21 protein-coding genes are annotated in these 25,078 nt (G+C 40.1%); 20 read left to right on the top strand and 1 reads right to left on the bottom strand.

The window, feature by feature from the left end:
* Positions 1–10 precede the first annotated feature (10 nt).
* The 20 genes from FGK98_RS08760 to pepC all read left to right on the top strand — a co-directional run bounded on the left by FGK98_RS08760 (position 11) and on the right by pepC (position 23,822).
* Positions 11–889 carry a transporter substrate-binding domain-containing protein gene (locus tag FGK98_RS08760; RefSeq protein ID WP_138100861.1) on the top strand — a complete coding sequence of 293 codons (879 nt, stop codon included), beginning with the start codon at positions 11–13 and terminating at the stop codon, positions 887–889.
* 32 nt (positions 890–921) lie between these two features.
* The gene (locus tag FGK98_RS08755; protein ID WP_138100860.1) at positions 922–1,614 is read left to right on the top strand and encodes an amino acid ABC transporter permease; all 693 of its coding nucleotides are present in this window, start codon (positions 922–924) and stop codon (positions 1,612–1,614) included.
* Positions 1,615–1,617: 3 nt separating this feature from the next.
* Positions 1,618–2,340, top strand: coding sequence for an amino acid ABC transporter permease (locus tag FGK98_RS08750; protein ID WP_138100859.1), 723 nt, complete (start codon positions 1,618–1,620; stop codon positions 2,338–2,340).
* Between the two features lie 9 nt (positions 2,341–2,349).
* Positions 2,350–3,114, top strand: coding sequence for an amino acid ABC transporter ATP-binding protein (locus FGK98_RS08745; protein ID WP_138100858.1), 765 nt, complete (start codon positions 2,350–2,352; stop codon positions 3,112–3,114).
* A gap of 419 nt (positions 3,115–3,533) precedes the next feature.
* The gene (locus tag FGK98_RS08740; protein ID WP_138100857.1) at positions 3,534–4,292 is read left to right on the top strand and encodes an isoprenyl transferase; all 759 of its coding nucleotides are present in this window, start codon (positions 3,534–3,536) and stop codon (positions 4,290–4,292) included.
* An 8-nt stretch (positions 4,293–4,300) separates the two neighbouring features.
* The gene (locus tag FGK98_RS08735; protein ID WP_049477447.1) at positions 4,301–5,104 is read left to right on the top strand and encodes a phosphatidate cytidylyltransferase; all 804 of its coding nucleotides are present in this window, start codon (positions 4,301–4,303) and stop codon (positions 5,102–5,104) included.
* A gap of 15 nt (positions 5,105–5,119) precedes the next feature.
* Positions 5,120–6,376 (top strand): RIP metalloprotease RseP, encoded by a 1,257-nt coding sequence (gene rseP, locus FGK98_RS08730; RefSeq protein ID WP_000579743.1) that lies wholly within the window; start codon positions 5,120–5,122, stop codon positions 6,374–6,376.
* Between the two features lie 16 nt (positions 6,377–6,392).
* Positions 6,393–8,246, top strand: coding sequence for a proline--tRNA ligase (locus FGK98_RS08725; RefSeq protein WP_138100856.1), 1,854 nt, complete (start codon positions 6,393–6,395; stop codon positions 8,244–8,246).
* A gap of 98 nt (positions 8,247–8,344) precedes the next feature.
* On the top strand, positions 8,345–9,724 hold the full coding sequence (locus tag FGK98_RS08720) for a glycoside hydrolase family 1 protein (RefSeq protein WP_138100855.1): 1,380 nt from the start codon (positions 8,345–8,347) through the stop codon (positions 9,722–9,724).
* 185 nt (positions 9,725–9,909) lie between these two features.
* Positions 9,910–14,301, top strand: coding sequence for a PolC-type DNA polymerase III (locus FGK98_RS08715; protein WP_138100854.1), 4,392 nt, complete (start codon positions 9,910–9,912; stop codon positions 14,299–14,301).
* Between the two features lie 304 nt (positions 14,302–14,605).
* On the top strand, positions 14,606–15,856 hold the full coding sequence (locus FGK98_RS08710; RefSeq protein ID WP_241993349.1) for an ABC-three component system protein: 1,251 nt from the start codon (positions 14,606–14,608) through the stop codon (positions 15,854–15,856).
* A 1-nt stretch (position 15,857) separates the two neighbouring features.
* On the top strand, positions 15,858–16,571 hold the full coding sequence (locus FGK98_RS08705; RefSeq protein ID WP_138100852.1) for an ABC-three component system middle component 1: 714 nt from the start codon (positions 15,858–15,860) through the stop codon (positions 16,569–16,571).
* Positions 16,572–16,575: 4 nt separating this feature from the next.
* On the top strand, positions 16,576–19,224 hold the full coding sequence (locus FGK98_RS08700; protein ID WP_138100851.1) for an AAA family ATPase: 2,649 nt from the start codon (positions 16,576–16,578) through the stop codon (positions 19,222–19,224).
* 145 nt (positions 19,225–19,369) lie between these two features.
* Positions 19,370–19,633 (top strand): type II toxin-antitoxin system RelB/DinJ family antitoxin, encoded by a 264-nt coding sequence (locus FGK98_RS08695; protein WP_138100850.1) that lies wholly within the window; start codon positions 19,370–19,372, stop codon positions 19,631–19,633.
* On the top strand, positions 19,626–19,904 hold the full coding sequence (locus FGK98_RS08690) for a type II toxin-antitoxin system RelE/ParE family toxin (RefSeq protein WP_138100849.1): 279 nt from the start codon (positions 19,626–19,628) through the stop codon (positions 19,902–19,904). The genes FGK98_RS08695 and FGK98_RS08690 overlap by 8 nt, the downstream gene beginning before the upstream one ends.
* 20 nt (positions 19,905–19,924) lie before the next feature.
* Positions 19,925–20,077 carry a hypothetical protein gene (locus tag FGK98_RS08685; protein ID WP_138100848.1) on the top strand — a complete coding sequence of 51 codons (153 nt, stop codon included), beginning with the start codon at positions 19,925–19,927 and terminating at the stop codon, positions 20,075–20,077.
* A gap of 21 nt (positions 20,078–20,098) precedes the next feature.
* Positions 20,099–21,340, top strand: a complete 1,242-nt coding sequence (locus FGK98_RS08680; protein WP_138100847.1) for an aminopeptidase — start codon at positions 20,099–20,101, stop codon at positions 21,338–21,340.
* A 9-nt stretch (positions 21,341–21,349) separates the two neighbouring features.
* The gene (locus FGK98_RS08675) at positions 21,350–21,580 is read left to right on the top strand and encodes a GlsB/YeaQ/YmgE family stress response membrane protein (protein ID WP_000901575.1); all 231 of its coding nucleotides are present in this window, start codon (positions 21,350–21,352) and stop codon (positions 21,578–21,580) included.
* 73 nt (positions 21,581–21,653) lie between these two features.
* Positions 21,654–22,376, top strand: a complete 723-nt coding sequence (locus tag FGK98_RS08670) for a pseudouridine synthase (RefSeq protein WP_138100846.1) — start codon at positions 21,654–21,656, stop codon at positions 22,374–22,376.
* Between the two features lie 111 nt (positions 22,377–22,487).
* Complete coding sequence (gene pepC, locus FGK98_RS08665) at positions 22,488–23,822, top strand: aminopeptidase C (RefSeq protein WP_138100845.1); 1,335 nt, start codon at positions 22,488–22,490, stop codon at positions 23,820–23,822.
* 562 nt (positions 23,823–24,384) lie between these two features.
* On the opposite strand, the gene FGK98_RS08660 is transcribed toward pepC, so the two are convergent.
* Positions 24,385–24,783 (bottom strand): hypothetical protein, encoded by a 399-nt coding sequence (locus FGK98_RS08660; protein WP_138100844.1) that lies wholly within the window; start codon positions 24,781–24,783, stop codon positions 24,385–24,387.
* Between the last annotated feature and the right edge of the window lie 295 nt (positions 24,784–25,078).

Here is a 25,078-nt window from a genome sequence, read left to right as displayed (position 1 = left end):
GGAGAAAAATATGAGTAAGAAAACATGGATTATTGGTGGAGTTGCGGTTGTAGCAGTGCTTGGAGCAACGATTATTGGTAGAACTTTGGCAGGATCATCTGCTAAAGGTGCAGATGCAGCTTCATCTGGACAAGTGACAACTTTAAAGGTTGCCCATACCCAAAACTATGTCCCTTATGATTTTATTGACGAAAAAGGTGAATCAGATGGTTATGAAGTCGCTGTTTTAAAGGCGGTTGATGAGAAATTAGCAGATTATAAATTTGAGTATACAGGAACTAGTGATGATGATCTCTTGATTGGACTTGAGTCTGGCAAGTATGATATTGGGACAAAAGGTGCTTGGTATACAGATGAAAGGGCTAAAAAATTTATTATTCCATCTGAGCCAGTAGGTGCCAGCATTATTGGTTTTACTGTCAGAAAAGAAGATGAAGCAAAATATAAGGATATTAATGATTTTGCCAAAAATAAAGGGAAATTAGTACCAATCTCTCCTCAAAATGCCCAGTGGAATGTCATCAATAGTTATAATGATAAGCACAAGGATGCACCGATTGAGTTGACAGCGGCTGAATCCTTCCAAGTGGCAGATGCCTATGCCTGGGTCTTGGAAGGACGTTATGACGCCTTCTTTGACATCAAACTGTCCTTTGAAAAAGCAGTTACCGCAGAAGATGGCCCTTACCACCAATATGCGGATAAACTCGGCTGGTTCCCATACAAGGGCATTCCAACTTATCCCTTGATTCACCGTGATGAAAAGGGTGAGAAATTTGCTAAAGAATACGAAAAAGCAATCAAAGAGTTGAAAGAAGATGGCACGCTTGCTAAGCTATCTCAGCAATACTTTAAAGAAGATGTCTTTAGTTACGTAGACAAAGACTAGACCAGAAATTCCAAGGCTAGAAAGGGTTTTGCATGGTTTCTTATGATTTTTCCAAGGTCTTTCAGTTTTTGCCGACCTTATGGCAGGCGCTTCCTATGACCTTGTCCATTCTCTTTTTTACCACTCTTCTTGGTTCCCTTTTTGGAGGTCTCTTGGCCTGGGCGCAAGTAAGAGAAGACAAGAGTTTTGCAGCGATTTCCAAAGACTATATCTTTACCCTACGTTGTACACCGCCGATTGTCTTGCTTTTTCTAGTCTTTTATGGCTTGCCAGAATTTCTAAAATGGTGGCTTGGTTTGGATATCAACAACTGGTCTAAAACTATTTTTGTTCTCCTGACGATGATTCTCTTGTTTGCAGCTATTGTTGCCGAGGTTTTCAAGGCGGCCTATCAAGCTATTCCGAAGGGGCAGACAGAGGCCGGCCTTAGTATTGGTCTGACGCCTAGTCAGATATTCTGGAGAATCATTTTTCCCCAAGCTTTTCAAGTTGCTCTTCCCAATATAACAACCGCTATTCTCAATCTCATGCGAGATGCTGCCTTGGCCTATACGATTGGTTTTGTAGATGTCATGGGGGCTGGCAATCTCTTAATCAGTCGCAATTTGGGGAATTACTCTCTTGAAACCTATACAGCGGTTGCCATTCTTTATTGGAGTGTAGCCTTGGCTGTTTCCTTCTTGAGTCGCTTGTTAGAAAAATCTTTGGAAACGAAAGGGAGATAGGATATGGATTTAGACTATATTGCAAAAACCTTTTTAGAGACCTTAAAAGGGGTACCGACCACCTTGATCATTATGATTGTAGCCATAGTCTTAAGTTTTGTACCAGCCTTGTTTTTAGCGCTGGGGCAAATATATAAAGTAAAAGGTGTCCGAACATTCTCCCTCGTGTATCTAGCTTTTATAAGAGCAACACCTCCGATTTTACTGATTCTTTTCTTCTATAGTTTGTTTCCGAGTTTGCTCAATCAATTTCTCAAAAGCATAGGAAGTGATGTTGACATCTTTAAACTCAATCCCATCTATTATGCTTTTATTATCTATAGCTTGATGACAACAGGTAGTTTATCAGAAATCTTACGTTCGGCTATTTTGACTGTGGATAAGGGACAATTAGAAGCTGCACAAGCGATTGGATTGAGCAATAGGCAGGCCTATGTGAGGATTGTTTTTCCACAGGCCTTGCGTTCAGCCCTACCTAATCTTGCTAATTTAGTCATAAATATTGTAAAAGGAACCTCTTTGGTTTTTGTTATGACCATTAAGGATATTACAGCTATTGCCCGTGTTGAAGCGTCCTACGGTTACCAGTATTTTGAGTCTTATTTTGTAATATTTTTGCAGTATATTTTGATCTGTGGTTTGATTCAGTGGGGCTTTTCTGTGTTAGAAAAAGGCTATGTGAAAAAAGAAAAGAGAGCGAAAGCATCTAGCGCGCGTTTTGTATAGGAGGACAAGATGTTACAAGTAGAACATATCGCAAAAACATTTGGTGAGAGGCAGGTCCTGGAGGATGTCAATCTTCAGGTTAACCAAGGTGATGTCGTTGTTATTTTAGGACCATCAGGTTCGGGGAAAACGACCTTTCTCCGTTGTCTCAACCACTTAGAAAAAGCTGACAATGGCCGTTTGACCTTGGCAGGAAAGACCTATGACTTAGCCAAATTAAGCAAGAAAGATATTCTAGAAATCCGGCAAAAAACAGCCTTTGTTTTCCAACACTACAATCTCTTTGCAAACAAAACTGCTCTGGAAAATATTCTAGAAGGCCTAATCGTGGCTCGTAAAGTTCCCAAGGAAGAAGCGCTTAAACGTGCAGAATCTGCCTTGGAAAAAGTTGGTTTACTGGCCTATAAGGACTACTACCCTTCTCAGCTATCTGGAGGGCAACAACAACGAATAGGAATTGCGCGTGCCATTGCCGTCAAGCCCGAGGTCATTTTGCTAGATGAACCAACATCAGCACTAGACCCTGAGTTGGTTGGAGATGTTTTGGAGGTTCTGAAACAGTTGGCGAGAGAAGGTGTGACCATGGTGGTCGTCACGCACGAGATGGGATTTGCTAGAGATGTCGCTAACCACGTTATTTTCATGGATGGAGGCCGTATCGTAGAGGAGAATAATCCCCACGATTTCTTTAGTCGTCCACAAGAAGAACGTACCAAGCAGTTTCTAGCTCGTATCTTATCAGATGCCACCTATAGTGTAGAATATATGATTTGATAGATAAGTGCATTATGAAAGTAACTTATGAAGCAAAGTTTCAATCTATAAACTATGGAAAAAGGTGTCAGCTTGAAATGACTTTCAGAAAAAGCTAGGTTTTAGACTTAGATTGGCTATTTGAGATGATTTGAGCTACTTTTCGTACACACAAGTGGGCAATCTTATTTTAGATTTTTCATTTCTCAAAAAACTTAAGAAAAATTTAAGTTAGGAGGTGTATACTAAGCTCATAAGTTAAGAGAAACTTAACTTAAACTCCTAAAACTTTTTCATAATAATCTCCCTATAAAATTAAGTCGCCCAATCAGGCGGCTTATTTTTTGTCTATCTGTAAGCAGGGGCAGCAACTTAGCAATAGAAGAATAGAGGGAAATATGGTATAATGAAACGATAGATTTTTGAATAGGAATAAGATCATGTTTGGATTTTTTAAGAAAGATAAAGCTGTAGAAGTTGAGGTTCCAACACAGGTTCCTGCTCACATTGGTATCATCATGGATGGGAATGGCCGCTGGGCTAAAAAACGGATGCAACCACGGGTTTTTGGTCATAAGGCAGGGATGGAAGCCCTCCAAAAGGTGACCAAGGCAGCTAACAAGATGGGAGTGAGGGTCATCACGGTTTATGCCTTTTCAACGGAAAACTGGACGCGCCCAGATCAAGAAGTCAAGTTTATCATGAACTTACCAGTCGAGTTTTATGATAACTACGTCCCGGAATTACATGCAAATAACGTTAAGATTCAGATGATTGGGGAGACAGACCGTCTGCCTAAGCCGACTTTTGAAGCTTTGAAAAAAGCAGAGGAGTTGACCAAGAACAATACGGGCTTGATTCTCAATTTTGCGCTTAACTACGGTGGTCGTGCTGAAATTACGCAGGCTCTTAAGGGCTTGGCTCAAGATGTTCTAGATGCTAAAATCAACCCTGGTGACATCACAGAAGATATGATTGGAGACTATCTTTTCACGCAACACCTGCCAAAGGATTTGCGGGATCCTGATTTGATTATCCGTACGAGTGGTGAGTTGCGTTTAAGTAATTTCTTACCATGGCAAGCAGCCTATAGCGAGCTTTATTTTACGGATACCTTGTGGCCTGATTTTGATGAAGCCGCCTTGCAGGAAGCTATTGCTGCTTTTAACCATCGCAATCGCCGTTTTGGAGGAGTTTAGGAGAAGATATGACCAAGGATTTACAAAAGAGAACATTGTTTGCGGTATTGGCCCTGGCAATTTTCCTTCCAGTCTTGTTTGCAGGAGGGCTCTTGTTGCAGATAGGGATTGGCTTGTTAGCGATGCTAGGCGTCCATGAACTTTTGCACATGAAGGGGCTAAAGACTATGACCATTGAGGGCGCTTTGACTCTTTTTGCGACCTTCGCTCTCACAGTTCCTTTAGAAAATTACCTAACATTTTTGCCTGTTGATGGGAATGTGGTTGCCTACAGTGTTTTGATTACCATAATGCTAGGGACGACCGTTTTCAGTAAAAACTATACGATTGAAGATGCCGCTTTTCCAATTGCTGTGAGTTTTTATGTTGGTTTTGGCTTCAATGCCTTACTAGATGCTCGGGTGGCAGGTTTTGACAAGGTACTTTTGGCCCTTTTTATCGTTTGGGCGACAGATAGCGCAGCCTACCTGACAGGGATGAATTTTGGTAGACATAAGTTGGCACCAAGAGTTTCTCCTAATAAGAGTATTGAGGGCTTTGTCGGTGGTATTCTAGGTGCGGTACTGATAACAGTGATTTTCATGTTAGTGGACAGCACAGTTGCTCTTCCTTATGGGATTTATAGAATGAGTCTCTTTGCAGCCTTCTTCAGTGTGGCAGGTCAGTTTGGTGACTTGATTGAGAGTGCCATGAAACGCCATTTCGGTGTCAAGGATTCTGGAAAATTTATCCCTGGACATGGCGGTGTGTTGGATCGCTTTGACAGCATGCTGATTGTGTTTCCAATGATGCACTTATTTGGCCTGTTTTAAAGAAAGGAATATTGAATGATTGGATTGCTAACCTTTATCCTCGTTTTTGGGATTATTGTGGTGGTGCATGAGTTTGGACATTTTTATTTTGCCAAGAAATCAGGCATTCTAGTTCGTGAATTTGCCATTGGTATGGGGCCCAAGATTTTTTCCCATATCGGTAAGGATGGCACTGCTTATACAATTCGTATCCTTCCTCTAGGAGGCTATGTTCGTATGGCAGGCTGGGGTGATGATGCGACAGAAATTAAGACAGGAACTCCGGTCAGTTTAACACTTGCTGACGATGGTAAGGTCAAACGGATCAACCTCTCAGGGAAGAAGTTGGATCAAACGGCTCTTCCTATGCAGGTAACCCAGTTTGACTTTGAAGACAAGCTCTTTATCAAGGGTTTGGTCCTGGAAGAAGAAAAGACTTTTACAGTCGATCATGATGCAACGGTTGTTGAAGAAGATGGAACCGAAGTACGCATTGCCCCTTTGGATGTACAGTATCAAAATGCTTCTATCTGGGGCAAGCTCATCACCAACTTTGCAGGTCCTATGAATAACTTTATCTTAGGTGTTGTTGTTTTTTGGATCTTGATCTTTTTGCAAGGCGGTGTTAGAGATACTCAGACCAATCTCTTTCATGTCATGCCAGAGGGAGCTTTGGCTAAGGTGGGCGTAGCTGAGACAGCTCAAATCACCAAGGTCGGCTCGCATGAGGTTAAGAATTGGCAAGACTTGACCCAGGCTGTGGAAGCAGATACCAAGGACAAGACAGCCCCGACCTTGGATGTGACCATTTCTGAAAATGGTAGCGAAAAACAAGTCACGGTGACTCCAGAAGAGAATCAAGGACGTTATATTCTTGGGGTTCAACCGGGAGTCAAGTCAGACTTTCTATCCATGTTTGTTGGTGGATTTACAACTGCTGCTGACTCAGGACTTCGCATCCTTTCGGCTCTGAAAAACTTGATTTTCCATCCAGATTTGAACAAACTCGGTGGTCCCGTTGCTATTTTTAAGGCAAGTAGCGATGCTGCTAAAAATGGTCTTGAGAATGTCCTCTACTTCCTAGCTATGATTTCCATCAATATTGGAATTTTTAACTTGATTCCTATCCCGGCTTTGGATGGTGGAAAGATTGTGCTCAACATCCTAGAGGCTATCCGCCGGAAACCCCTTAAACAAGAAATTGAAACCTATGTCACCATGGCTGGTGTAGTTATCATGGTTGTCTTGATGCTAGCTGTGACCTGGAATGACATTATGCGACTCTTCTTTTAGATAATCGAGGAATAATATGAAACAAAGTAAAATGCTAATCCCAACGCTTCGCGAAATGCCAAGCGATGCTCAAGTTATCAGCCACGCCCTTATGTTGCGTGCTGGTTATGTCCGTCAAGTTTCTGCCGGTGTTTATTCTTACCTGCCACTCGCTAACCGTGTGATTGAAAAGGCTAAGAATATCATGCGCCAAGAGTTTGATAAGATTGGTGCGGTGGAGATGTTGGCTCCTGCCCTTCTCAGTGCCGATCTTTGGCGTGAATCAGGTCGTTATGAAACTTATGGTGAAGACCTTTATAAACTGAAAAACCGTGAAAAGTCAGACTTTATTCTAGGTCCGACCCACGAAGAGACTTTTACAGCTATTGTCCGTGATTCTGTTAAGTCTTACAAGCAATTTCCACTCAATCTCTACCAAATTCAACCGAAATACCGTGATGAAAAACGTCCACGTAACGGGCTTCTCCGTACGCGTGAATTTATCATGAAAGACGGCTATAGTTTCCATGCTAATTACGATAGTTTGGATGTGACTTATGACGAGTACAAAGCGGCCTATGAACGTATCTTTACTCGTAGTGGCTTGGACTTTAAAGCCATCATCGGTGACGGTGGAGCTATGGGTGGTAAGGACAGCCAAGAATTTATGGCCATCACACCAGCTCGTACAGACCTCGACCGCTGGGTTGTCTTAGACAAGTCAGTTGCCTCATTTGATGAAATTCCTGCAGAAGTGCAAGAAGAAATCAAGGCAGAATTACTTAAATGGATGGTTTCTGGTGAAGATACCATCGCCTACTCAAGTGAGTCTAGTTATGCGGCTAACTTAGAAATGGCAACAAACGAGTACAAACCAAGCAACCGTGTCGTTGCGGAAGAAGAAGTGACTCGTGTCGCAACACCAGATGTTAAATCAATTGATGAAGTGGCAGCCTTCCTAAACGTGCCAGAAGAGCAAACGATCAAAACCCTCTTCTACATGGCAGATGGAGAGCTTGTTGCAGCCCTTCTAGTTGGAAATGACCAACTCAATGAAGTCAAGTTGAAAAACCACTTGGGTGCAGATTTCTTTGATGTTGCGAGCGAAGAAGAAGTGGCAAGTGTTATCCCAGCTGGCTTTGGTTCACTTGGTCCAGTTGGTTTGCCAGAAAATGTGAAAATCATTGCAGATCGTAAGGTACAAGATGTTCGCAATGCTGTTGTGGGGGCTAACGAAGATGGCTACCACTTGACAGGTGTGAACCCAGGTCGTGATTTCACTGCAGAATACGTGGATATTCGTGAAGTTCGTGAGGGTGAAATTTCACCAGATGGACAAGGTGTTCTTAACTTTGCCCGTGGTATCGAGATCGGTCACATCTTTAAGCTCGGAACTCGTTATTCAGCAAGTATGGGTGCAGATGTTTTGGATGAAAATGGCCGTGCTGTGCCAATCATCATGGGATGTTACGGTATCGGTGTTAGCCGTCTTCTCTCCGCAGTTATGGAACAACACGCTCGCCTCTTTGTCAACAAAACGCCTAAAGGTGAATACCGTTACACTTGGGGAGTTAACTTCCCTAAAGAATTGGCACCATTTGATGTGCACTTGATTACTGTCAATGTCAAAGACGAAGAAGCACAAACTCTGACAGAGAAACTTGAAGCGAGCTTGATGGGAGCTGGTTACGAAGTCTTGACAGACGACCGTAACGAACGTGTCGGTGTTAAATTCAGCGATAGCGACTTGATTGGATTGCCAATCCGTATCACTGTTGGGAAGAAAGCAGCCGATGGCATCGTAGAAGTTAAGATTAAGGCGACTGGTGACACCATCGAAGTTCATGCAGACAACTTGCTTGAAACGCTTGAAATCCTCAGCAAGAAATAAAAACTATAATCAGAAGAAAAACAAGGCAAAAATGTAACTAGTTTTTACCTTGTTTTTTCTATATAATGGGAAAAATGAGTAAACGAAGAGGTAAAGCTATGCTAAAATTTCCAAAGGATTTTGTTTGGGGTTCCTCCACTTCTGGACCACAGACAGAAGGACGAGTGCTTGGTGATGGTAAAGGAGATAATCTCTGGGATTATTGGTATCAGGTGGAGCCCAATCGCTACTACAATGGGATTGGACCTGATAAAACATCAACCTTTTACGAAAACTGGGAAAAGGATATTGAGCTTCTAGTAGAAACAGGTCATACAGCCTTTCGTACTTCTATCCAGTGGTCTCGACTTTTCCCGCAAGGCCGTGGAGAGATCAATCCTCAAGGTGTGGCTTTCTACCGTCAGGTCTTTGAAGCCATTAAGGCCAAGGGGATTCGCCTTTTGGTCAATCTCTATCACTTTGACCTTCCTTTTGCCCTTCAAGACGACGGAGATGGTTGGGAAAATAAGGCCACTATCAAGGCCTATGAAGACTATGCTCGTTTCTGTTTTGAGACTTACGGTGATTTAGTGGACCAATGGATCACCTTTAATGAGCCCATCGTTCCTGTTGAGTTTGGTTATTTTTATGATGCCCATTATCCACACAAGGTAGATGCCAAAGCAGCGGTTCAGGTGGCTTATAATACGCAACTGGCTAGTAGTCTTGCGGTCAAGGCCTGTCATGAGGTTTTGCCAGGCTCTAAGATTGGGATTGTTCTCAACTTGACACCAGCCTACCCACGTAGCCAGCATCCTGCTGATGTCAAAGCAGCTCGTATTGCGGATCTCTTTCAAGCCCAGTCTTTCCTAGATCCATCAGTCTTGGGAACTTATCCAGAAGAACTAGTGGAAATTTTAGCTGAGCATGATTTGCTGCCAGATTCTACAGCAGAGGAGTTGGAGCTGATTCGTCAGCATACAGTAGACTTCCTTGGAGTCAACTACTACCAGCCTTTGCGTGTCATGGCTCCACGTTTTGCCAAACATCCTGACAGCCCGCTTCTGCCAGAACATTTCTATGAGTCTTACGTCATGCCAGGTCGTAAGATCAATCCCCACCGTGGATGGGAAATCTATGAGCAAGGGATTTACCATATCGCCCAAAACATCAAGGAAAACTATGGCAATATCGAGTGGATGCTGACAGAGAATGGCATGGGTGTTGAAGGTGAAGATATATTCCGTGAGAATGGAATAATTCAAGATGACTATCGTATCGACTTTGTCAAAGGACATCTTCGTGAACTCCATCGTGCTATTGAAGACGGTGCTAACTGTAAAGGTTACTTAATCTGGACCTTTATCGATTGCTGGTCATGGCTCAATAGCTATAAAAACCGCTATGGTCTGATTGAGCTTGACCTAGAAACGCAAGAACGACGTCTGAAGAAATCGGGACACTGGTTCAAAGAACTCAGTGACAATAATGGATTTTAAGAATAAAAAGTGAGATGCCAAGTGAGATGTCATCTCGCTTTTTAATATGTGATTACGGATCAGTATAGTTTTATCTACTACAAGTATGATAAAATCTTTCCATCTAAATCGCAAGGGAAATGGTACTAGCTATATATTTTCTTTAATTATGGTAAAATAGTAAGAGAATAATGTGAGGGAAATGAATGTCAAGTAAGTTTGAAATTTTAATGAATCAACTAGGAATCTCTGATCAGCTGAGACAGGATCCTGCTCTTATTGGTGCAAGCATTGAGCGTGTCGTGGTTCATAAAATTAGTAAGGTTTGGGAATTTCATTTTGTTTTTTCTAGAATTTTACCGATTGAAATCTTTCTAGAATTAAAGAAAGGGTTGAGTGAAGAATTTTCTAAGACTGGGAATCAAGCTGTTTTTGAAATCAAGGCTCTTTCTCAAGAATTTTCTAATGAACTCTTGCAGGCCTACTACAAGGAGGCTTTTTCTGAAGGTGCGTGTGCAAGCCAAGGATTTAAATCTCTTTACCAGAACCTGCAAGTTCGTGCGGAGGGAAATCAGCTCTTCATTGAAGGTTCAGAGGCGATTGATAAGGAACACTTTAAGAAGAATCATCTTCCTAATCTAGCGAAGCAACTTGAAAAGTTTGGTTTCCCAGCCTTTGTCTGCCAAATAGAAAAGAACGATGCCCTTACACAAGAGCAGGAGGAAGCCTTCCATACGGAGAATGAACAGATTGTTCAGGCTGCCAACGAAGAAGCCCTGCGGGCTATGGAGCAACTGGAACAAATGGCTCCTCCACCGGTAGAAGAGAAACCAGCCTTTGATTTTCAGGCTAAAAAGGCTGCCGCTAAGCCAAAGTTAGATAAGGCAGAAGTTACCCAGATGATTGATGTGACGACTGAGGAAAATCGTTTGGTCTTTGAAGGGGTAGTTTTTGATGTCGAGCATAAAGTGACCAGAACAGGGCGTGTCTTGATTAACTTTAAGATGACGGACTATAGTTCGAGCTTCTCAATGCAAAAATGGGTTAAGAATGAAGAAGAGGCTCAGAAATTTGACCTCATCAAGAAGAATTCCTGGCTCCGTGTTCGTGGGAATGTAGAGATGAATAACTTTACACGAGATTTAACCATGAACGTTCAGGATGTGCAGGAAGTGGTGCATCATGAAAGAAAGGATCTCATGCCAGAAGGGGAGCGCCGGGTTGAGTTTCATGCTCATACTAACATGTCGACCATGGATGCTCTTCCTGAGGTAGAGAAAATCGTTGCGACAGCTGCTAAGTGGGGACACAAGGCGGTTGCCATCACGGACCATGGGAATGTCCAGTCCTTCCCACATGGCTACAAGGCGGCCAAGAAAGCGGGAATCCAGCTGATCTATGGTATGGAAGCCAATATTGTTGAGGATCGTGTTCCGATTGTCTACAATGAAGTAGAGATGGAACTATCAGAAGCGACCTACGTAGTCTTTGACGTGGAAACGACAGGTCTTTCAGCTATCTATAATGACTTGATTCAGGTTGCGGCCTCTAAGATGTACAAGGGCAATGTCATTGCCGAATTTGATGAATTTATCAATCCTGGGCATCCCTTGTCCGCTTTTACTACTGAGTTGACTGGAATTACCGATGACCATGTCAAAAATGCCAAACCACTGGAACAAGTTTTGCAAGAATTCCAAGAATTCTGCAAGGATACAGTCCTAGTTGCCCACAATGCTACCTTTGATGTAGGCTTTATGAATGCCAATTATGAGCGTCATGGTCTGCCAAAGATTAGCCAGCCAGTCATCGATACGCTGGAGTTTGCTAGAAACCTCTACCCTGAGTATAAACGTCATGGTTTGGGGCCTTTGACTAAGCGTTTTGGTGTGGCACTAGAACATCACCACATGGCCAACTACGATGCGGAAGCTACTGGTCGTCTGCTCTTCATCTTTATCAAAGAGGTGGCAGAAAAACATGGTGTGACGGATTTGGCTAGACTCAACATTGATTTGATCAGTCCATACTCTTATAAAAAAGCTCGGATCAAGCATGCGACCATCTATGTCAAGAATCAAGTTGGGTTGAAAAATATTTTTAAACTGGTTTCTTTGTCCAATACTAAGTACTTTGAAGGAGTGCCGCGGATTCCGAGAACGGTCTTAGATGCCCATCGGGAAGGTTTGATATTAGGGTCAGCCTGTTCAGAAGGTGAAGTTTTTGATGCAGTTGTTTCCCAAGGTATTGATGCGGCGGTTGAGGTGGCCAAGTATTATGACTTTATCGAGGTCATGCCCCCAGCTATCTATGCACCATTGATTGCCAAGGAGCAGGTCAAGGATATGGAAGAGCTCCATACCATTATCAAGAGTTTGATAGAGGTTGGAGACCGTCTTGGCAAGCCTGTTCTGGCTACGGGAAATGTCCACTATATCGAACCAGAAGAAGAGATTTATCGTGAGATTATCGTCCGTAGTTTAGGCCAGGGGGCGATGATTAACCGAACCATCGGTCATGGAGAACATGCTCAACCCGCTCCTTTACCGAAGGCACATTTCAGAACGACTAATGAGATGTTGGATGAATTTGCTTTCTTGGGCGAAGATTTAGCACGCAAACTAGTTATTGAAAACACTAATGCCTTGGCAGAAATCTTTGAACCCGTTGAGGTTGTTAAGGGTGATTTGTACACACCTTTCATTGACAAGGCTGAAGAAACGGTCGCTGAGCTGACCTACAAGAAGGCCTTTGAGATTTATGGAAATCCTTTACCGGATATTGTTGACTTACGTATTGAAAAAGAATTGACTTCCATTCTGGGGAATGGCTTTGCCGTGATTTACCTAGCTTCCCAGATGTTGGTGCAACGTTCCAATGAACGGGGCTACTTGGTTGGTTCTCGTGGATCTGTCGGATCTAGTTTCGTTGCGACTATGATTGGGATTACAGAGGTCAACCCTCTCTCTCCTCACTATGTCTGTGGTCAGTGTCAGTACAGCGAGTTTATCACCGATGGTTCTTACGGTTCAGGTTTTGATATGCCCAATAAGGACTGTCCAAACTGCGGTCATAAACTCAGCAAAAATGGGCAGGATATTCCGTTCGAGACCTTCCTTGGTTTTGATGGAGATAAGGTTCCCGATATTGACTTGAACTTCTCGGGAGAAGACCAACCTAGCGCCCACTTGGATGTGCGTGATATCTTTGGTGAAGAGTATGCCTTCCGTGCAGGAACGGTTGGTACGGTGGCTGCTAAGACGGCCTATGGCTTTGTCAAGGGCTACGAGCGAGACTATGGCAAGTTTTATCGTGATGCAGAGGTGGAACGTCTTGCCCAAGGTGCTGCCGGTGTCAAGCGGACTACAGGACAACACCCGGGGGGAATCGTTGTTATTCCGAACTACATGGATGTCTACGATTTTACGCCTGTCCAGTATCCAGCGGATGATGTGACGGCTGAATGGCAGACCACTCACTTTAACTTCCACGATATCGATGAGAATGTCCTCAAACTCGATGTACTGGGACATGATGATCCGACCATGATTCGGAAACTTCAGGATTTGTCTGGTATTGATCCCAATGAAATTCCTATGGATGATGAAGGTGTTATGGCCCTCTTCTCTGGAACTGATGTTTTGGGTGTGACACCTGAGCAAATCGGTACTCCGACAGGTATGCTGGGAATTCCAGAGTTTGGAACCAACTTCGTCCGAGGCATGGTTGATGAAACCCATCCGACAACCTTTGCGGAATTGCTTCAGCTCTCAGGTCTGTCTCACGGTACTGATGTCTGGTTGGGGAACGCCCAGGATCTGATTAAGCAAGGAATTGCTGACCTATCAACCGTTATCGGTTGTCGGGACGACATCATGGTTTACCTCATGCATGCTGGTCTCGAACCAAAGATGGCCTTTACCATCATGGAACGGGTACGTAAGGGATTGTGGCTCAAGATTTCTGAAGAAGAACGAAATGGATACATCGAAGCCATGAAGGCCAATAAGGTACCAGAGTGGTATATCGAATCTTGTGGAAAAATCAAATACATGTTCCCTAAAGCTCATGCGGCAGCCTACGTTATGATGGCCCTTCGTGTAGCTTACTTCAAGGTTCACCATCCGATTTATTACTACTGTGCTTACTTCTCCATCCGTGCCAAGGCCTTTGATATCAAGACTATGGGTGCGGGCTTGGATGCCATCAAACGCAGAATGGCAGAAATTGCTGAAAAACGGAAAAACAATGAAGCGTCCAATGTAGAAATTGATCTCTATACAACTCTTGAGATTGTCAATGAAATGTGGGAACGTGGTTTTAAGTTTGGCAAACTCGATCTCTACCGTAGTCAGGCGACAGAGTTCCTCATTGATGGGGATACCCTCATTCCGCCATTTGTGGCTATGGATGGTCTGGGAGAGAACGTTGCCAAGCAGTTGGTGCGCGCTCGTCAGGAGGGAGAATTCCTCTCTAAAACCGAGTTACGCAAGCGTGGAGGCCTTTCCTCAACCTTGGTTGAAAAGATGGATGAAATGGGGATTCTCGGCAATATGCCAGAGGATAATCAGTTGAGTTTGTTTGATGAGTTGTTTTAAATGTTTAGCAGTGTGTCAAATATTTTATAGGATAAGATAGTCGAATGTAAGTAGCTTTATTATGGACAACCGAAATATGATTATGTATTGTTATTGATGATTTTGGTGTGTTATGTAATTAGAATAAGTAAAATAGTTAGGTTTGGTCAATATGGCTCTAGAAATATTAACTCATCTAAACGTGATTGTTTTGTAAGGTTTGTTATTAAAGAAAAGGAAAAAATGCTAGGAAATATGTTGAAATTGGGGAAAGAACATTTATTGGGGTAATATTAGGGCAATGAGAGTTGATAGAAGAAACGCGGTGTCTAGTTGGAGTGGTTATAATCATCAAGGAAAAGTGGGAATATATTTAGCATTAACCGAACTTAAAGAACTTATAGGAAAAGGAAATCCATATAAAGATTATAAACTAATACTTGAAAAAAATGGTGGTGAAGATGTTGAGATTTGTCAATCTACGCGAGTAATATCAAGGCATCAAGTAAAAGCTAAGAAAAAGGGGAGATATCCGAATGATTATCGTAATGTTAGAACAATAAATTCTAAGAAATGCCCCTCTGGGTATCAAACTTCAGGAACGACTAAAGATAGTAGATTTTTACATGTTATTTGTGAAGTTCAGGGATGGGATATGAATGAGGAAGTGTTCCAACAAACCTATAAAGGAGCAAGTTATGTACCTAATAAGAGCCGAGTTCAACTATATACCTATCCAGATAATAAAAAATATTGTGATTTAGTTAGAGGGGGCCAATCACCTATTGATAATTTTTGCGAAGAAAAAATCAAGGAAATCTTGATATATTCTAATAGTTCTTTAAAAGATGATTCTGAACATATAGAGGAGACGCTATGTGAAATTAAAGATTTAGTTTCTAGACGGATTAGTCAAGCACATAATAATGGAAATGGTGTTTATCCTGTAATATATTTTCAAGAAATTTTAAAAATTATTATTTCACAGGAAAAACGTCATAAACAATCTATTAGAAGAGCGAAATTAAGTTTTGAAATGTATTGGAATAACATTGTTGAAGATGATGTTGATACGACTGTTATAAATCAGATATTAAATTTACCTGATGACAAATTTGAACAATTGTTGATTGATTTGCATCCAGATAACAATATCGCTGAACTTCAGCAATTAAATAATATAGATAATTTAATTGATAAAGATAGCATTGGATATATCCTATATGAATTTCTTAAAAATTGTAAACAAGAAAGACTTTTGTTAGATAGTTTACGGTATGATCAAAACAATGAGTCATTGAGACTTAGCATGATTCATGCGCCCAAAGCGGCAGCGAGAAATGTTAGCGACGAAATTATTAAGAATATAAACTTTCTAGAAGCAAGTTTTGATACTGATTATTTGATTAATATGAATATAAATGGACAAAAGTTTTTTGAAGAGAAGCCAATCCATGAAGGTGGAAAAGAAAAGCTGTTTGCAGGAGCCCTTGGCGAGGAAAAAAATAGAATATTTTCAAATAATTTAGAATATATTGATTGTGTGAATACTGTTGAAAAATTGAAAGAGGATTGAAATGGATAGTTTTTTGCAACAGATCTTAGAACAACATAATTTTCATAAATGTGATGAGCATTTAGAATTGTGGGGAGGGGAAGGAAATGAATTTTTCCTTATTCAAGAATATAGTAGGGAGGATTTTAAATCTAGTAGCGAAGGAGGGTCAGATTTTTTTACTTGTGAGCAAACAAATAAGTTGATATCTTGCTTTGAAAAACTTAATGATAATAAAATTAAGAAAAATACCTCTTTATTTGTAACCATAAAAGTTGATGAACTGAAGCAATCATATGAAAGTCTTAGAAATATGATTATGAAAGTTGAAGAAGATGAATATTACTTTAGAAAGTATGTCATACTATATACCGAGGAAGGATTGAGCAGATTGAACTCGAATATTGAAGACTTGCTAAATTATATTCAGTCTATATCTCCTGAGGGTGAGTATTTATTTGATAAATTTGAGAGTGACATGTTTTTTGATACTTCTTATTTTATTGCTATACAACTAATTATTAAATTACCATTTGCTTCTCTTCATCATTCTGATAATCATTTTGAAATAGTTGAAAATAAAATCCAAGCACGAATTGAAATGGAAGGGTTAAATGATCATAAAAAGCAGGTAGATAATATTTTAGAAATTTTTAGTGGAGTTGATATTAGGAAACAACTTGAAGATGAAGCTAGTGGTTTGCTGGATAGCTTAAATCAAATTTTAGGAGACTGAACTTGTGAAGATTAGGAAAATTTTACTTTATAATTTCAAGAACTTTAGAAATGAAACAGTTATTGATTTTAGTGATGGAATAACATTTTTAGTGGGACCAAATGGATATGGAAAGACAACTATTTTTGATGCAATAGAGTTAGGATTGACTGGTAATCTTTCTCGCATTAATAAAGTTACTGCTGAAAATATTGTGTATAATAAGCCCTTCTTTCAGAATGAAATTGGTCAGCCGGTAATTATAAAATTGTGGCTAGAAAAAATGAATGGTGACCAACTTGTAATTGTAAGAAAATTAGTAAATAGTTCTACTGATAGTAGAAATTCATTTGCACCTTTGAAGTCTGCCAGTCAGTTTAAGTTATTTAGACAAGTGGAAGTAAGCGAGACAAATTTTAGTTCTATAGATAATACTAGTCTGGAAGAGATTACTCAAAGTTCTATTGACGCATTTTTAGGTATTAATGGGAAATATGAGATAGAAAAAATTTTCAATCTATTTAATTATATTCAACAGGAAGAAACAACCTTTTTTCTAAAGCAAACGGAACAAGAAAGAGGCGATAGTTTATCTTTTTTAGTAAAAACGGATAAAGTAGAGAAGAAAATAAAAGAGATTAATACAGTAACAAACGTTATTAATAGAAAGATTAGTGATTTAGAGGGACAATTAAAAAACTTAAAACAGCAAGAACTATCGGATGTCCCTTATCATAGATTATTTAATCATAAGGAATTTGTATTTGATTGTGAAACTCCTTTTTCTATTGCTAATCTTGACAAATTATTAACTTATCAAAATACTTTACAAAATATTATTGATTTTAAGAAGAATTTCTCGATAGAAGAGTATAATAGAAAGAGGGAAAGAGATAAAAGAAAAAAAGATATTGCTGATGATACGGCTGTCAAACAAGCATTATATTTTTCAATATTATCTCCCAATATTCTTAGATCAAATTCTCAATGGCTGTGGGAAAAGTATTCATTAGACAATCCAAAATTATTTGAATATGTGCTTTTAGAGAATTACCTACAATCATATGAGAGAGTTGTTCATGATTGCAATCGAAGAAAGCAACTAAATACCTACTTGACTAATTTATCAGCGGATATTACTGAGATGACAGAACAGTCCATTACTTATACTCAAAATGATAGATTGTCAGGTGATTTTGAATTGCTTAAAATACAAGTAGTTAAATTCCAAAGTCTGAGGAATAATGCTAGCCAGGTAGACAAAAATTTAAGTGAACTACGACAATTAAGGAGTAACTTAGGTAATAAGTTTGATGAGTTGAGACATCGACATATTGATGAAAACAAATGTCCATTCTGTAATTCACAGTTCCAAACATTTGAAGAATTGAAGCAAGCTTATGATAGTTATAAAAATTATCTAACTGAAATTTCGTCTCAAAATAGTCTGCAATTGCAAGAAGTTCAATTATTGCTGAATGAACTGATCCAGCAACTGAAGAAGAAAATCATTGATGAAATAAATAGCTTCTCTACGGATGTAGATAAAAATTTATTAGATAGATTACAAGAATTAAAAAATTTGTATCAAAGTTATTCTCGAAATGTCGAAGGTTTTAAAACTTTTATTCAGTCGTACACAATTATGGTACCATATGAGTTGGGAAGGTTAGAATTTAAAGACTATAACCAGCAGTACCAGTTAAACTTGAAAGAATTTCAATCAAAATTAGTAGTTGATAATGATGTTTATCGGTTACTAGATATTAATAATCTGGAAAATATAAAGAGGCAACTGGGTGATTTAAGAGAAGAATTTTCTGAATTACAGTTTGAAACGTACCAATTGGAATCAAGCTCATATTCGAAGATAAATATGGCGATGATTGATAGTAAATTGCTTGAATTAAAAAATGCTATTCACTCGGCAGTTGATAATAAATATGCTATTAATGAGAATCTGATAGCAGACGCTGAGAACATATTTCCTACATATTTTCAAAGTAAAGTGGAAGTATTAGAGGATATTCGTATTGGAGATTTAGAGAATAAGAAACTTTATCTTGATAGACAGCATAAACTAGTTCAAAATCAGCAACTTCAAGATTTATCAAGTCAGATAGAAACATTGAGAGCAACTGTGGGGCGATTAGAAGAAATTAATACTATATATAAAGAAGAAGTAAAACAGTTCAAAATAGATATTGTTAAAAAACTACGTATCCCATTCTTTATATATTCAGCAAAAATGTTACAAAATTATCAACAAGGTATGGGAATTTTCTTAACGTACAAGAAAACAACGAGTAGTGATAATGGGAAAGTAGCAATTATTAGATTTAAATCCGACACTAATAATGATCATGATGTAATGAATCAGCTGAGTACAGGGCAGTTGGCTGTTGTGTCTCTAGCATTTACTCTTTCACTGAATACGATGTTTAAGCTATCTGATAATTTGAATTTCTTAATGATAGATGATCCAGTTCAAGACATGGATGCTATGAATGTACTATCTTTTATTGAAATTTTACGTCATGGAATTATAGATAAGTATCAGATCATTTTATCAACTTATAGCGATTTTAATGCTTTGTTCATGGGTTATAAATTTGCAAATTCAAATTCGGAAGTAAATATAAAATATGAAAAGGTTAGTGACTTGCAAGGATAATATGTAAATTTTTTCTTTTCCTTGTTTTCTCTGTGAATCTTCCGCGCTACAATAATATCCAATAACAAAGAGGCTAATGTATATCCAAAAGATTTACATTAGCCCTCTTTTTTGTTAAAATAATAAATAGAAAGAAGGTGAAAATATGTCAAAGACGAGTATGAGTATCCGTTTGGATAGTGAGGTTAAGGAGCAGGCCCAACAGGTTTTTAATAATCTGGGAATGGATATGACCACAGCTATCAATATTTTCCTTCGTCAGGCTATTCAATATCAGGGTTTGCCTTTTGATGTTAGGCTTGATGAGAATCGGAAGTTACTTGAGGTATTAAGGGATTTAAATCAAAATCGTAATATGAGCCAATCCTTTGAATCAGTCTCAGACTTGATGGAGGACTTACGTGCTTAAGATTCGTTATCATAAACAGTTTAAAAAAGATTTTAAGTTGGCTATGAAGCGTGGTTTGAGGGCAGAATTATTAGAAGAAGTTTTGAATTTTCTTGTTAAAGAAAAAGAACTTCCTGCTAGATATCGTGATCATCAATTAACGGCATCTAAGCATTTTCAAGGAGTTCGTGAGTGTCATATCCAACCAGATTGGCTTTTGGTCTATAAAGTAGACAAGTCAGAATTGGTTTTAAACTTGCTGAGGACGGGCAGTCATAGCGATTTATTTTAATAAATTTTAAGGAGTTCAATATGAAACTAAGAATTTTTGCGGAAGACAAACCTGCTGAAAAGTTCTTTGACTATCAGTTAGAGCTGGCAGACGAAACAATCATCCTATCAACAGTACTCTTGTCTGGTGCCATTGCTTTAGCAGGATTATTCTCTGCTTTGAAAGAAAAATAAATATAGAAAAGAGAAAACAAAATGGTTTTACCAAATTTTAAAGAAAATCTAGAAAAATATGCGAAATTGTTGGTTGCGAACGGAATTAATGTGCAACCTGGTCACACCTTGGCACTCTCTATCGATGTGGAGCAACGTGAGTTGGCTCACTTAATCGTTAAAGAAGCATATGCACTTGGAGCACATGAAGTTATCGTTCAGTGGACAGATGATGTCATCAATCGCGAGAAATTCCTCCACGCGCCGATGGAGCGTTTGGACAATGTGCCAGAATACAAGATTGCTGAGATGAACTATCTCTTGGAGAATAAGGCTAGCCGTCTCGGTGTCCGTTCTTCTGACCCAGGTGCCTTGAACGGAGTGGATGCGGATAAGCTTTCAGCTTCTGCCAAAGCGATGGGTCTTGCCATGAAGCCAATGCGTATCGCAACACAATCCAACAAGGTTAGCTGGACTGTGGCTGCTGCTGCTGGACTCGAGTGGGCTAAGAAGGTCTTTCCAAATGCTGCAAGCGATGAAGAAGCAGTGGATCTCCTTTGGGATCAAATCTTCAAGACTTGCCGTGTCTACGAAGAAGATCCCGTTAAGGCTTGGGAAGAACATGCAGCTATCTTGAAGAGCAAGGCAGATATGCTTAATAAGGAGCAATTTTCAGCCCTTCATTACACAGCGCCAGGGACAGATTTGACACTTGGTTTGCCAAAGAACCACGTTTGGGAATCAGCTGGTGCTGTCAATGCACAGGGAGAAGGGTTCTTGCCAAATATGCCGACAGAGGAAGTTTTCACAGCGCCTGACTTCCGTCGTGCAGATGGTTATGTAACCTCTACAAAACCACTTAGCTACAACGGAAATATCATTAAAGGGATTAAAGTAACCTTCAAGGATGGTCAAATCGTTGATATAACTGCTGAGAAGGGTAATCAGGTCATGAAAGACCTTGTCTTTGAAAATGCTGGCGCGCGTGCCTTAGGCGAATGTGCCTTGGTACCAGATCCAAGCCCAATTTCTCAGTCAGGCATTACCTTCTTTAATACCCTTTTCGATGAAAATGCCTCAAACCACTTGGCTATTGGTGCTGCCTATGCGACTAGCGTTGTTGGTGGTGCAGAGATGAGTGAAGAAGAGCTTGAAGCTGCGGGGCTTAACCGTTCAGATGCTCACGTGGACTTTATGATTGGCTCTAACCAAATGGATATCGATGGTATCCATGAGGATGGAACACGCGTACCTCTCTTCCGTAATGGAGACTGGGCAATTTAAGGAGAAGCTATGCTTGGAAGTATGTTTGTTGGTCTCCTAGTGGGGCTCTTGGCAGGTGCTTTGACCAATCGTGGGGAGAGTATGGGATGCTTTGGAAAAATGTTTCTCGGCTGGATTGGTGCCTTTTTGGGCCACTTGCTTTTCGGAACTTGGGGTCCAATTATAGCAGGAACGGCCATTATCCCAGCTATTTTAGGAGCTATGATTGTCTTGGCTATTTTCTGGAGACGAGGAAGTTAGTTTCTTGAAAAATTAGAAAAAAGAAGGTTGGTCACTTGGGCCAGCCTCCTTTTGAGTATGATATAATAGTTCTATGAGATTAGATAAATTTTTAGTTGCCTGCGCTGTAGGGAGTCGAACTGAGGTCAAAAATTTGCTTAAAGCTGGGCGCGTGACGGTAAATGGTAAAAAAGAAAAGTCAGCTAAACTGCAGATCAATGAAGAGATAGATGAGATTCGTTTTGACGGTCAAGTGCTGGAGTATGAAGAGTTTGTCTACTACATGATGAACAAGCCCCAAGGAGTCATTTCGGCGACTGAGGATCCCAAGCATAGAACGGTTCTGGACTTGTTGGACGACTATGGACGTGCCAAAGAAGTCTTTCCTGTAGGGCGTTTGGATATCGATACGCATGGACTCTTACTCTTGACAAATGATGGAAAGCTGGCCCATACCCTTCTTTCACCTAAACGTCATGTGGACAAGACATATCTGGCTCAGGTCAAGGGAATCATGACCCAAGAAGATGTGGGAACATTTGGCAAGGGTATTCCACTTAAGGACTTTACCTGCCAGCCGGCCAAACTGGAGATTTTGTCAGTGGATTCAGATAAGGGTGAGAGCCAGGTTCGTGTGACCATAGCAGAAGGGAAATTCCATCAAGTCAAACGCATGGTGGCCTACTGTGGTAAGGAAGTAGTGGACCTACAACGTTTGACTATGGGGACTCTAGTTTTGGATGAGAATCTAAAACGAGGAGAATGGCGTCGCTTGACCAAGAAGGAGTTAGAAGTTCTCCTTGCTAGCGTTGCTTAAGTCAATTTACTTTAGTAAAAAGGTGAGGAGAATGTCCTTGCCTTTTATGTTTTTCAGTTGCTTCCTTTGTGAAAAGAGTTATAATAGACAGTAGAATAAAAGGAGGAATCTATGAACGCGATTCAAGAATCATTTACGGATCAATTATTTGCCAACTATGAAGCAAATGTAAAATACCAAGCTATCGAAAACGCTGCAAGCCACAACGGAATTTTTGCAGCCCTAGAACGTCGTCAGAGCCATGTGGATAACACACCTGTTTTCTCGCTTGATTTGACCAAGGACAAGGTGACCAATCAGAAAGCATCTGGTCGTTGCTGGATGTTTGCGGCTCTCAACACTTTCCGCCACAAACTCATCTCGCAATACAAACTAGAAAACTTTGAGTTGTCACAAGCCCACACCTTCTTCTGGGATAAGTATGAAAAATCTAACTGGTTCTTGGAGCAAGTCATTGCGACTGCAGACCAAGACTTAACTAGCCGCAAGGTTAGTTTCCTACTCCAAACTCCACAACAAGATGGCGGTCAGTGGGATATGGTAGTGTCCCTCTTTGAGAAATACGGTGTCGTTCCTAAGTCTGTTTATCCTGAGTCTATCTCATCTAGCAATAGCCGTGAACTCAATGCTATCCTCAACAAATTGCTTCGCCAGGATGCCCAAATTTTGCGTGATTTGTTGGCTTCTGGGGCTGACCAAGCGACTGTTCAAGCCAAGAAAGAAGACCTCTTGCAGGAAATCTTTAACTTTCTTGCCATGTCATTAGGGCTTCCGCCACGTAAATTTGACTTTGCTTATCGCGATAAGGATAACAACTATCAAAGCGAAAAGGGTATCACACCACAAGAGTTTTACAAGAAATATGTCAATCTGCCTCTAGAAGATTATGTTTCTGTGATCAATGCTCCAACTGCTGACAAGCCTTATGGCAAATCTTACACAGTTGAGATGTTGGGAAATGTCGTTGGTAGCCGTGCGGTTCGTTATATCAACGTTCCAATGGAGCGCTTGAAAGAATTGGCGATTGCCCAAATGCAAACAGGAGAGACTGTTTGGTTTGGTTCAGATGTCGGTCAGCTCAGCAACCGTAAAGCTGGAATCCTTGCGACAGATGTTTATGACTTTGAATCAAGCATGGACATTAAACTGACTCAAGACAAGGCTGGACGTTTGGACTACAGCGAAAGCTTGATGACCCACGCCATGGTCTTGACAGGTGTGGACCTGGACGAAAACGGCAAATCAATCAAGTGGAAGGTTGAAAATTCATGGGGAGACAAGGTCGGTACAGATGGTTACTTTGTTGCCTCAGACGCTTGGATGGACGAATACACCTACCAAATCGTTGTTCGCAAAGAACTGCTGACAGCAGAAGAACAAGCTGCCTATGAAGCAGAACCAATCGTGCTCGCACCATGGGATCCAATGGGAGCCTTGGCAGAATAAAATATCAAGAAAAAAGGTTAGGGAAAGACTGGCTGACACTCAGCACTCTAAAATAATCTGAGTTCATGCATCTTATAAGCGAGTTAAAAGACGGTTCAAATGAGCCGTCTTTTTCATATATTCAATTATCGTTCACTAAATGAAACTTTAAAATTATACATTGTGCAATTAGGATTTTTGCAAACTTTTATAACTTTACCACGGGCGTCGTCTGCCGCGTAGAACCAAAGAACCTCGTGGCATTTTGTACATTTTTCAGTCATATCAAAACTCCTATAGTTTATTACCGCAATGACTACACCGTTCTGGTCGGTCGCTTGTTTCTCGTCCGCAAGTTGGGCACTCAATAGTTGCTGTAAGAATTTTTTTAACTTGTTTAATCATAATGATTACCATCCAGATTTCTTTTGACAAGTTCCATAATCACACCTATGGTAAGAAAGATTGTGGTAAATAGCTTCTTTACACCAATCGCATTTATTACCACTTAAAGCACGTTCACAAGCACAATACCATTCATTAGGGTTTCCCATAATAAAAACCTCTTTCTATTTACAATATTTTATAGCACAATACCGCAATCTTGTGCTAATTCTTCTAATGTAAGTCCAGAATACCGTCGTAGGTTCAAAAGTTCCTTATCGATTTCCAGTCTTCCACCTGAAGAATCAACTCTCCACTGCAAAATTGATTCCATAGCTCGAATACTTGCTTCAATTGTCTCTAAAGTTTCTTGAAGCGATTCTCTTTCTTGAGTTAGACTGATGTATTGTTCACGGTCTGCCGAAGCCATTCGTCCACCCAGCTCGTTAATATCAGCCATTACTTCTAAGCGAATTCTTTTCGATTTTTCAAGAATTTTCATTGCTAATTCCTGTTTTTTAGTGTATTTATCAATGGCAGATTTTCTGATAAACCATAAAATTCCGCCAATAATTGCGATTATAAAAATTAAACCCATACTTTCTCCTTAATAAAATCTATGAGTATTTGTAGCGTCCTCAAAAATCGTATCTATCTCAATACGAAAAACCTCCTTTTTTATTTTCACTCAAAAATCCCTGCTACAATAGGGGCTGAGCTTGTTTTAGTGAACGGTCGTCAACTAAAACAATGAAAAAATAAAAATGCCAATTCAACAAGGTAACTAAAACCTTATTAAATCAGCATTTTAAATATTTTTATTGATAACTTTGATTGTTTTAACAAACGACCGTTTGCTAAAACTGTTGATAGGTTTAATTTACTATTTTTCT

Source organism: Streptococcus australis (genome assembly GCF_901543175.1).
GTDB classification, from domain to species: domain Bacteria; phylum Bacillota; class Bacilli; order Lactobacillales; family Streptococcaceae; genus Streptococcus; species Streptococcus australis_A.
This window is presented reverse-complemented; position numbering and strand designations above follow the sequence as displayed.

Excerpts from the sequence above, each read along its gene's own strand:
- pepC (WP_138100845.1), top strand. The coding sequence starts at position 22,488 with ATGAACGCGATTCAAGAATCATTTACGGATCAATTATTTGCCAACTAT.
- FGK98_RS08740 (WP_138100857.1), top strand. The coding sequence starts at position 3,534 with ATGTTTGGATTTTTTAAGAAAGATAAAGCTGTAGAAGTTGAGGTTCCA.
- FGK98_RS08755 (WP_138100860.1), top strand. The coding sequence starts at position 922 with ATGGTTTCTTATGATTTTTCCAAGGTCTTTCAGTTTTTGCCGACCTTA.
- FGK98_RS08680 (WP_138100847.1), top strand. The coding sequence starts at position 20,099 with ATGGTTTTACCAAATTTTAAAGAAAATCTAGAAAAATATGCGAAATTG.
- FGK98_RS08705 (WP_138100852.1), top strand. The coding sequence starts at position 15,858 with ATGGATAGTTTTTTGCAACAGATCTTAGAACAACATAATTTTCATAAA.
- FGK98_RS08760 (WP_138100861.1), top strand. The coding sequence starts at position 11 with ATGAGTAAGAAAACATGGATTATTGGTGGAGTTGCGGTTGTAGCAGTG.
- FGK98_RS08725 (WP_138100856.1), top strand. The coding sequence starts at position 6,393 with ATGAAACAAAGTAAAATGCTAATCCCAACGCTTCGCGAAATGCCAAGC.
- FGK98_RS08670 (WP_138100846.1), top strand. The coding sequence starts at position 21,654 with ATGAGATTAGATAAATTTTTAGTTGCCTGCGCTGTAGGGAGTCGAACT.
- FGK98_RS08685 (WP_138100848.1), top strand. The coding sequence starts at position 19,925 with ATGAAACTAAGAATTTTTGCGGAAGACAAACCTGCTGAAAAGTTCTTT.
- FGK98_RS08660 (WP_138100844.1), bottom strand. The coding sequence starts at position 24,783 with ATGGGTTTAATTTTTATAATCGCAATTATTGGCGGAATTTTATGGTTT.
- FGK98_RS08720 (WP_138100855.1), top strand. The coding sequence starts at position 8,345 with ATGCTAAAATTTCCAAAGGATTTTGTTTGGGGTTCCTCCACTTCTGGA.
- rseP (WP_000579743.1), top strand. The coding sequence starts at position 5,120 with ATGATTGGATTGCTAACCTTTATCCTCGTTTTTGGGATTATTGTGGTG.
- FGK98_RS08750 (WP_138100859.1), top strand. The coding sequence starts at position 1,618 with ATGGATTTAGACTATATTGCAAAAACCTTTTTAGAGACCTTAAAAGGG.
- FGK98_RS08735 (WP_049477447.1), top strand. The coding sequence starts at position 4,301 with ATGACCAAGGATTTACAAAAGAGAACATTGTTTGCGGTATTGGCCCTG.
- FGK98_RS08715 (WP_138100854.1), top strand. The coding sequence starts at position 9,910 with ATGTCAAGTAAGTTTGAAATTTTAATGAATCAACTAGGAATCTCTGAT.
- FGK98_RS08675 (WP_000901575.1), top strand. The coding sequence starts at position 21,350 with ATGCTTGGAAGTATGTTTGTTGGTCTCCTAGTGGGGCTCTTGGCAGGT.
- FGK98_RS08695 (WP_138100850.1), top strand. The coding sequence starts at position 19,370 with ATGTCAAAGACGAGTATGAGTATCCGTTTGGATAGTGAGGTTAAGGAG.
- FGK98_RS08745 (WP_138100858.1), top strand. The coding sequence starts at position 2,350 with ATGTTACAAGTAGAACATATCGCAAAAACATTTGGTGAGAGGCAGGTC.